Source organism: Pseudomonas sp. PDM22, from assembly GCF_014851965.1.
Taxonomy (GTDB): Bacteria; Pseudomonadota; Gammaproteobacteria; order Pseudomonadales; family Pseudomonadaceae; genus Pseudomonas.
Genome location: NZ_JACVAR010000024.1, coordinates 1 through 755 on the forward strand (window position 1 = coordinate 1; position 755 = coordinate 755).

Below are 755 nucleotides of genomic sequence, written 5' to 3' on the forward strand. Positions count from 1 at the left end.
CTGTACGGCACGATCAGCCGCTTTTCCCTGCTGGCCATGTCACGGGACGAATCCCGCTACGAGGTGGTTTTTGTGCCCCGCTTTGCGTTGCTGGGCCTCGCCCGCCAGTACCGCCTCTACCAGAACCAGAGCGTGCCGGAGATCGTCGAGCAGGTGCTGCGGCGCAATGAGCTCGAAGGGCAGGATTTCCTCTTCGAACTGACCCGCGAGTATCCGCAGCGCGAACAGGTGATGCAGTACGGCGAGGATGATCTCACCTTCATCCAGCGCCTGACGGCCGAAGTGGGCATCTGGTACCGCTTCAGCATGGATGAGCGCCTGCGAATCGAGGTACTGGAATTCCACGACGACCAGCGCCATTACCTGCCCGCGCCACTCTTGCCGCTGCGCCCGCTGTCGTCGCTGGAGTCCAGCGGCCAGGATGCCGTCTGGGGCCTGCAAGACAACCATGAAGGGGTCGTGCAGAGCGTCAGCAACCGCGCCTACTACTACCGCGACGCCGGCGCTGAGCTGGACGCGAATGTTGACCTGCTCAAATCGCCGAAAACCACCTACGGCGAGGCTTACCACTACGGCGAACCGCACCGGAAACTCGGCGACGCCTACGCCCAGGACGAAGACCTGGAGAGCGAGAGCGGCTACTTTTACGCGCGCCTCGCCCACGAACGCTACCTCAACGAACGCACGCGCCTGACCGGCCACACCAGCAGCCCCGCGCTGCTACCCGGGCAGATACTCAAGCTCGACGGCGTGGA

1 protein-coding gene is annotated in these 755 nt (G+C 63.8%); it reads left to right on the forward strand.

What is annotated here, in order from left to right; translation table 11 throughout:
- Nucleotides 1–755, forward strand: a 755-nt coding sequence (vgrG, locus tag IB255_RS30465) for a type VI secretion system tip protein VgrG (protein ID WP_192211281.1), incomplete at both ends; no start/stop codon positions are given.